The organism is Stenotrophomonas sp. P5_A8 (assembly GCF_056400545.1).
In genome coordinates this window covers 1-7,498 of sequence record NZ_JBFULB010000188.1, presented here as the reverse complement: position 1 = coordinate 7,498, position 7,498 = coordinate 1, and the positions used below count along the sequence as shown (strand labels likewise).

Annotated in this window: 11 protein-coding genes; 1 reads left to right on the top strand and 10 read right to left on the bottom strand. The window is 66.9% G+C overall.

Annotated features, from left to right (window positions below; genetic code table 11):
• Positions 1–791: 791 nt before the first annotated feature.
• Entirely contained in the window at positions 792–2,333 is a 1,542-nt protein-coding gene (locus AC1DQP_RS13465; RefSeq protein ID WP_478051779.1) for a helix-turn-helix domain-containing protein, read from the top strand.
• A gap of 18 nt (positions 2,334–2,351) precedes the next feature.
• On the opposite strand, the gene AC1DQP_RS13460 is transcribed toward AC1DQP_RS13465, so the two are convergent.
• From AC1DQP_RS13460 to AC1DQP_RS13415, 10 genes are all read right to left on the bottom strand, one after another.
• On the bottom strand, positions 2,352–2,819 hold the full coding sequence (locus AC1DQP_RS13460; RefSeq protein ID WP_457319724.1) for a hypothetical protein: 468 nt from the start codon (positions 2,817–2,819) through the stop codon (positions 2,352–2,354).
• Positions 2,816–3,886 (bottom strand): hypothetical protein, encoded by a 1,071-nt coding sequence (locus tag AC1DQP_RS13455; RefSeq protein ID WP_478051778.1) that lies wholly within the window; start codon positions 3,884–3,886, stop codon positions 2,816–2,818. Before AC1DQP_RS13455 ends, AC1DQP_RS13460 begins: the two co-directional genes overlap by 4 nt.
• 21 nt (positions 3,887–3,907) lie before the next feature.
• Positions 3,908–4,255, bottom strand: coding sequence for a hypothetical protein (locus AC1DQP_RS13450; RefSeq protein ID WP_256774352.1), 348 nt, complete (start codon positions 4,253–4,255; stop codon positions 3,908–3,910).
• Between the two features lie 46 nt (positions 4,256–4,301).
• Entirely contained in the window at positions 4,302–4,886 is a 585-nt protein-coding gene (locus AC1DQP_RS13445; protein ID WP_457319351.1) for a RebB family R body protein, read from the bottom strand.
• The gene (locus AC1DQP_RS13440) at positions 4,883–5,119 is read right to left on the bottom strand and encodes a RebB family R body protein (protein WP_256774350.1); all 237 of its coding nucleotides are present in this window, start codon (positions 5,117–5,119) and stop codon (positions 4,883–4,885) included. Before AC1DQP_RS13440 ends, AC1DQP_RS13445 begins: the two co-directional genes overlap by 4 nt.
• A 70-nt stretch (positions 5,120–5,189) precedes the next feature.
• The gene (locus AC1DQP_RS13435) at positions 5,190–5,462 is read right to left on the bottom strand and encodes a RebB family R body protein (RefSeq protein ID WP_005416651.1); all 273 of its coding nucleotides are present in this window, start codon (positions 5,460–5,462) and stop codon (positions 5,190–5,192) included.
• A gap of 61 nt (positions 5,463–5,523) precedes the next feature.
• Positions 5,524–5,790: a RebB family R body protein gene (locus tag AC1DQP_RS13430; RefSeq protein WP_256774349.1), complete on the bottom strand. Its 267-nt coding sequence runs from the start codon at positions 5,788–5,790 to the stop codon at positions 5,524–5,526.
• 26 nt (positions 5,791–5,816) lie between these two features.
• Positions 5,817–6,086 carry a RebB family R body protein gene (locus AC1DQP_RS13425; RefSeq protein WP_256774348.1) on the bottom strand — a complete coding sequence of 90 codons (270 nt, stop codon included), beginning with the start codon at positions 6,084–6,086 and terminating at the stop codon, positions 5,817–5,819.
• A 44-nt stretch (positions 6,087–6,130) separates the two neighbouring features.
• Positions 6,131–6,421: a RebB family R body protein gene (locus AC1DQP_RS13420; protein ID WP_457319350.1), complete on the bottom strand. Its 291-nt coding sequence runs from the start codon at positions 6,419–6,421 to the stop codon at positions 6,131–6,133.
• A gap of 291 nt (positions 6,422–6,712) precedes the next feature.
• Positions 6,713–7,498, bottom strand: a 786-nt coding sequence (locus AC1DQP_RS13415; RefSeq protein WP_478051777.1) for an NUDIX domain-containing protein, incomplete at its 5' end; no start/stop codon positions are given.

Below are 7,498 nucleotides of genomic sequence, written 5' to 3'. Positions count from 1 at the left end.
GCGTCGGGCAGGGTGTCGAGCACGCTGCGATCGGCCTCGATCGCCTCCAGAAGGTCCAGTGCGGCGCGCAGGCGGTCGGTCAGGGGGAGGTCGTCGGCATCGACGGGAGTGGCAATGGTATTCAATTCAGATCCGGGAGCAGCGGCGGGGATACAGCGACAGACGGCAGAGCGATGACCGCCTCGATGCGGGTCCGTGCTGTAGCGGACCGGGGCGTCCGGTCGGCGGGTATTGTCCCCGATCCGGGGGTGTTGGCGCCAATGTGGTGTCGCGCGGGAGGCGTGTAGAAGCGGGAGCACGGCCGACGGCCGGGCCATGGGGAGGCTCTGAATGCGTTCAGGTCGCCATTTTCTGCCTGGCTGGCGCGCAGTGTGGGGGCGCGTTACGTGCAAGAGGGCGATGGGACTTTGACGGACTGCCCCCGGGCCTCCGTTGCCACGTGACCCATGCAGGGCGTTGAAACGCGCCAAAGTGAGATTCAATCCACATATTCACGTGAATATCGGGACATTCCACCGGCGACGTGTTGAGCGTCAAATATTTGGTGCTTCGGGTAGGCGATTTCGATCACGGATAGCTCACCTCGATTATGGCCCCGTCTGGAGATGATCGATGTTCGCCACGACCGCCCGGGGAGAGGGCGGCTGGCGCCGTGTCATGGCAACGCACCGCGCCCAGCAGGCGCGGCATGTGGCGTGGACATCGCAGCATCCCGCGATGGCGCCGCGTGGCACCTATCGTGCGATCGCCTGGTGTGCTCGCACCGGGTTGCCAATCCAGAGGGAGTTTCAATGCACAGGCAAGTCAGTGAAATGCTGCAGCGCGCATATCGTCCGTACCCCTCGTTGCCCGAACTGTTGGGTGCGTTCGTGGAGGAGTTTTCGCAGCACCAGGCATTGCGCGGCGGGCGCGTACGGTTGYGCGGAATGGCCGCAGACGGCCAGGCGACGACGCCGGCCACCGTCGGTGATCGTGAACTACCGGCGTCGCAGCGGCTACCCATCCGCTACGGCGACGAGGTGCTGGGAGAGCTCCACCTGGAAGGCAAGAGCGGGCTGCTGGACGACACCGCGCTCGCCTTGGGTGAATTGTTTGCCCACCGCTGCGCACAGCTGATAAAACGCTACGAAACCAAGACCTGGGCAGAAGCCGTCCTGAGCCGACCGCTGCTCCTGGTGGGTACGTGTGAAGCGATGAAGCAGATCGAGGGGTTTGTCGAACGCGCCGTGGCCAGCAGCCTGCCGGTGCTGGTACGCGGTGAATTCGGCACAGAAAAAGTAGAGCTTGCCGCGGCCCTGCACAGCTGTGGTCCGTCACGGTTGGGGCCGTTCGTCGAGGTCAACTGCGCCCATCCGCTGGGTGAGCCCGGCGAGTGGTTTGCACGTGCGCAGGGCGGCACGTTGTACTTCCATGAGGTCGATGAGTTGCCGGCAAGCCTGCAGGGGCAACTTCCGCACCGTATCCAGGGACTGAATGCCGCTGTGGCCGATGCCCGACCCGTGCAGCCCACCCGGGTGATCGCCTCCAGCAGCGTAGATCTGGAACAGCGTGTGCGTGACCGGCAGTTCTCGCGCGCGTTGCTGGCCGGCCTGGAGTTTCTCACCGTGGATATTCCCCCCTTGCGCGAACGCGTCGAAGACATCGGCGCACTGGCCGCCCGCGCTCTGGATCTGCACGGGTTCGATTCCCAGGTAATCCGTGGGGAATTGCTGGAGATACTGCGTCGCCWTGATTGGCCGGGCAACCTGCTGGAGATGGAGCGGGTGGTGGTGCGGCTGGCGGTAATGACCGCGGGCCGTCCGATCCGCAGGGAGGATGTGATGCGGCACGCGCCGGGGCTGTCCTGGGCGATGGAGGCGACCGCCGCCGAGGCGCCCGCAGCGACGGCGACCGACCCCGGCGCCTTCCCGCTGGATGAGCTGGACGCGGGGGATGATCCCTCGGCCACAGACGCGCGCGAAGGCCGCGATCTGCCACGGTCCGCATATGATCGCCTGAACGACGGTCTGCATGACGGCCTCAAGCGTGCGCTTGCCTATCTCAAAGACCACGCGGCCGAACCGCTCACCCTGGGCGACCTCGCCAGGCAGGCACACGTCAGCCAGTCCCACCTCGGGTTCCTGTTTCGCAACGAGCTGGGTACCACGTTCAAGCCGCTGTTGCAGCAGTTGCGGATCGAACATGCCAAACAGTTGCTGCGCAGCGAACAACGCCTGCGCATCACCGATGTGGCCCTTCAGGTCGGCTTTGGCGACCTGAGCCATTTCGAGAAAAGCTTCCGGCGGGTGGTGGGGGTCAGTCCACGCAGCTACCGGCGCAGGCCCGCCGGATAATGCTCCTGGTCAAGCGGCCTAGCGGCGCTGTTCCCACTTTGCGTCGTCCTCGGCGGCGGCTTCGGTAGCGCGGCGAACAGCGTCTTCGGCGGCGGCATCTGCCCGGCGAGCCGCTTCGTTGGCGGCTTCGATCGCATGTTGGGAGGCTTCCATCGCCGCGCGAATGGACTGCTCGGTGGCCGCCATCGCCGCTTCAGCCAGTTCCTGTGCGATCTCCATCGGGCTTTTGTGGGGGGGGCGGCCACCGTCCGGTGGCGAAGGAAGCGGGGTCGGGAAGGTCATCGGGATGGCTCCGTCTGGGGAAGAGGAAGGGTGCCCGCCAGCGCGGGCACCCAGGAGATGGCGCAGCGCGGTCTGCGCGCTGGCCAGGATCTGATCGGCCTGTAGTCGCGCGGCTTGCCGGCCGGCGACAACCGCGTCACCGGCCGCCGCAGCCAACGACGTGCACGCGTGCTCCGGCCCGTGCGACGGCGCCACGATCGTCACGCCGAACTGGCCTGGTAACCGAGCATCGCTTCGGATGCGTCATCGCCGAGCAGCCGGTTGTACTGCGCCAGGGTGATGATGTTGTCTTCCACCTGCACCACCGCTCGCTGCCGCGAGGCCTCGATCGGGAACTGCACGCTGGCGCCGTCCTGGCCCAGCCGCCCACGATGGACCGGGTGTTCGTTGAGAAAGGCCTGGGCTTCGCGCATCTGCCGGCGCGCTGCCTCGCGGATGGTCTCGTGATCCAGGGGCATTCCATGCAGGGCTACCGCGACCTGCTGGGCGGCCAGGGAGATCCGTGCGAAGCCAACCGGTCGTCCTGCCTCCAGTGTCTCGGCGATGGCCTGGCGCACTTCTTCAGGCGCCGGCAGGCGCGGCAGCTGTGGCCCGTCCAGCGCACCGAACAGCATGGGCAGCAGGATCTGCAGCGCGTGCGTGGCGCGCTCCAGCCGCTGCTCGGCGGTTGCGGCGGTGTGCTGGGTGCGCAGGTAGAAGCGGTAGTAATCGCAGAACTCGATCGGTCGCCGTGCGTGCTGCAGTGCGAAGTCCGCTGCCTCCCCTCGGGTCGCTCCGCTGGGGAGCTGCGGCCCCTGTTCGGCGGCCAGCTGCCAAAGCGCAAGGCTTTCGCGGAAATCCAACTGCTGCAGCAGCGGCGCATCGGCGCCACCGACGGCTGCCAGGAAAGGACGGTAGGACTGCAGCGCAGCGTTGCTGACAAGGGAATGCCGCGACAGCAAGCGCTGCACGCTGTCGGCCAGAGCGCTGCCGTGTTCGCCATGCTCCACCCGGTACAGCGTGTCGATATCTTCCCCGCCCAGGCTGAGCAGTTTGATCGGACTCACCTGCAGGCCGGTCTGCGGCAGCCAGGCCAGACGAGAGCCGTGCAGGCCCTGCTGGATGCCATCCAGCAGCATGCTTTCGTCGGCGAAGTGATAGCGATGCTCGTGGGCATCGATGGCCCACTGCAACCAGGGCTGGCCGCCATCGACAAGGGTCAGCACCTGCCGGCACATACTGCTGAGCAGGCCGAGGTGGGGAATGGAACGACCAGCAACGAAAAGACTCATCTGCGGTTCTCCTTGGGGGCCTCAACCGGCCGGAAATCCTTTGAGTACGGATGCGGCGGCGGTACCGACGCGATTGAAATCCTCCGTCGCCCCCTGCATCATCGATTGCGCCTGATTGAGCACTTTTGCATATTTTTCGTCGCCCGTGGCCAGGTACTGGGCCATGGCCACGCCCGCCGCGGTGGTGGCGATGGTGGAGACGTTGCGCAGCGCATCGGCGGCGTCCTGCACGGCGATCGCCGCCGACTGGGCCACCGACTGGTAGGCCTTGCCCGCGCCGCTGGTGAGCACCACCTGGGGGCTCATGGTGGCGGTCTGCACCTGGTTGATGACGTCGATGACCTGGGCGTTGACGTTGCTCGGGTCCATAAGAACTCCTCCAAGGACATGCGCAGGGGTGCGCTGTTACCGGTGTTCAGGGGCGGGCATCCGCGTCGCCTGGATCGGCGTGGCGGGAGGGGGCAGGCGCGGAATCCGGGGCGGGACCCACGGCCGGGTCCGGACCGGGCGCAGGGTCGGGCACGGGACCGGGCGCGGACGCCGACGTACCTGCTGCAAGCACTTCGAGTGTATGCAGGTTGGCAGCGGCGGTCGCTGCATCGGCGCTGGCACCATGGGTCTGTGCCTGCAGGATGCCGATGGCGGTCATTCCTTCATTGGTGGCTGCCGCAATCACCGCCGCCGGCGAAGGCGGCGTGGGCTGCGGGCCGGGAAGSGGGAGGACATTGGGCGGCGTCGGCGGTGGCGGCGGCGGCGGGGGAGGCGGCGCGGGGAACGGGGCGTTGATCATTTTCGCACACGTGGCCGTGACCGCCGCGGCGCTGACCATGCCGCCGCCCTGCTGGCGGTTGACCGCGTTGTGCATGGCCGTACCCAGCGTCTCAAGCATCACTACATCCAGCATGCCAAACGCCTGCGAAGCGGCCTGGCCGGTGGTCAGGGCTGCCAGCGTGCTGACGCTGTCGACCATCTGGGTGTTGACCGTGTTGTCGTTGATCATGATGGAACCGCTCCCTTCTGGATGATCAGGGCCAGCACCTGGGCGAGGCTCGCGCCTGCCGTGACCTGGCCGCGCTGCTGGTTGGCCACGGCGTTCTGCATCGCCAGGCCGAGTGAGTCGGCCATCGCAAGATAGGTGGCCGACATCGCGAATGAAGGCGCCAACGCGATCGCCAGGGCCGACTCCGCGCTGGTGGCTTCCAGCAGGTAGGCAATGGCGGGCGAGGCGGCCATGGATCAGAGGTCCGACGTGACGCCACCCAGGCTCGGGGCGCCGCGGTGGGCGTCACGCCGGACCGACACGTCAGCGCAGACCCAGGATTTCGCGGGTGGCCACGCCGTTGGAGGCGGTGTCGATCGCATACAAGGTCGACACCCCCTGGGTGGTCGAGGCCTGCATGGTCACGTAGGACTGCTGTTGGTTGTTGGTCGCGTTGTGCGCGGCGTTGGACAACGCCTGGCTGGTGGCCACGAACAGGTTGCCCATTGCGATGGCCGGTGCATCACCAAGAACCTTGGTGTTGACCTGCGACACCGAGTCGGTGATCTGGCTGTTGACGGCGGTAGGGAATGCCATGGTGAAGACTCCTTGGGGTGGACGAAGCTACGGAAACGGAGACTGGCGGCCATCACTGCGATCAGCCGAACGTCTTCCGGGTGGCGGCGCCGGTGGCGCCGGTATCGACTGCATAGAGCAGTGAAACGCCCATCGTGGTCGCGGCCTGCGCCGTGACATACATCTGCTGCTGGGCGAGGGTTGCGTTGTGGGCGGCGTTGGCCAGTGCCTGCGCCGTGGCCTGGTAGAGGCTGCCCATGGCCGTGGCAGGGGCAACCCCCAGCACCTGGAGGTTGGCCTGGGTGACCGAGTCGGTGACCTGGTCATTCACAGCGGTTGGAAATGCCATGGGTCAGCTCCTTGCCCGGCGGCGCGTCAAGCGCCGAGGATCTGTTTGGTGGCCACGCCGGTGGTGGCCGTGTCGATCGAATACAGGGTGGCCACGCCCATCGTGGTGGCTGCCTGCGCCGTCACGTAGGACTGCTGCTGCGCGTTGGTGGCGTTGTGGGCGGCGTTGGCCAGCGCCTGCGCGGTAGCCTGGTAGAGGTTGCCCATTGCGATGGCCGGCGCATCGCCGAGCACTTTGGTGTTGGCCTGGGTGACCGAATCGGTGATCTGGTCGTTGACGGACGTCGGGAATGCCATGTCGTGCTCCTTGAGGGTGGCGGATCAACAGCAATCAAACCGGATCAGGAACCGAGCCCGCGCACGCGGGTGCTGAAGATTTCCTTGGTAGCCACAGCGGTGCTGGCGGTATCGATCGAGTACAGCGTGGCCACGCCCATGGTGGTGGCCGACTGCGCGGTCACATACGACTGTTGCTGGGCGTTGGTAGCGTTGTGGGCGGCGTTGGCCAACGCCTGCGAGGTGGCCTGGTAGAGGTTGCCCACCGCGATGGCGGGCGCGTCGCCCAGCACCTTGGTATTGACCTGGGTAACCGAATCGGTGATCTGGTCGTTTACCGCGGTTGGAAATGCCATGTTCTGCTCCTATGAAAGATGGAACTGCCTGGGGTCCAGTGTCACGGTGCATTGCGCCGAAGTGTCTGTGCGTCACCGTGTATGCAGAGTAGAAACATCGCGGCGGCGTGGATTGGTGGAATCGACGAAGAATACGGCGGATCTGGCGTGAAAGAGGGCGCCGCAACACGGGGAAAACGCGGGTGGGTGCAGGGCGCCCCGCAAGAGGCGCGGGACCTGAAACGCAGCGGGGCTGCGCCGGGGTGGAAAACCCGGGGCAGCCCCGCTGCGGGAGGTATGGCGATGCTGGGCTCAGGGAACGGGAAGCCCCGCGATGTAACGCGCGATCGCGGCATACCAGTCGATGGACTGCGACCCTGCTTGCGGGACCTGCGGCAGGACGACGCTCTGCTGGACCCCCAGGACGTTGCAGATGTCGGCCTGCTCGACCAACTGCAGTCGATCCAGTTCCCAGTCCGCCACGCTGGTCGCGGTGGGCCTGCCCATCATGGCAGGGCGTCCGGCCAGGTTGGCGTTGAGGGTCGCCAGGGTGCCAGCGTCCACTTCAAGGGGGGCGTCGAAGCAGACCAGCACGAATGAGACCCTGCCTGGCCGCGGCCCGAATTCGACGAGTGCGAACCTTGCAAATTCCGGGCCGAGTGGGGTGCCCGTCTCCTCGGCGAACTCGCGGCGGGCAGCCGGCTCGGCCGCCTCGCCCAGTCCCATGCGCCCGCCCGGCAGTGCCCATTGCCCGGCCTGGTTGACGAGCGTTTCCGGGCGCTGGGAAATCCAGGTTTCCAGCGCCAGCTGTGCCGCCGCGATGCGCCCGACCAGCCCGGCGTCGGGCCAAACGCTGATCGGCGGGGTCCCGAGCGGCGTCGCGGCAGCGAATCCGGCTGTCCTGGAGGCCCGGTCCGCCGCCGTCAGCACGGATGGAAGCGCAACCTGCAGCGCTTGAACCGTGTCGGCGCCGGCGGCCGTCGCGACCTGTGCCGAGGCATCCCTGACCGCATTGAGCGTGGTGGCGGCGGCCGGCGTGCTGCCCCAGGCCGATTGCGCTGCGGCAGCGGCATCGACCAGTAGCGTGCCCGCCTGGGC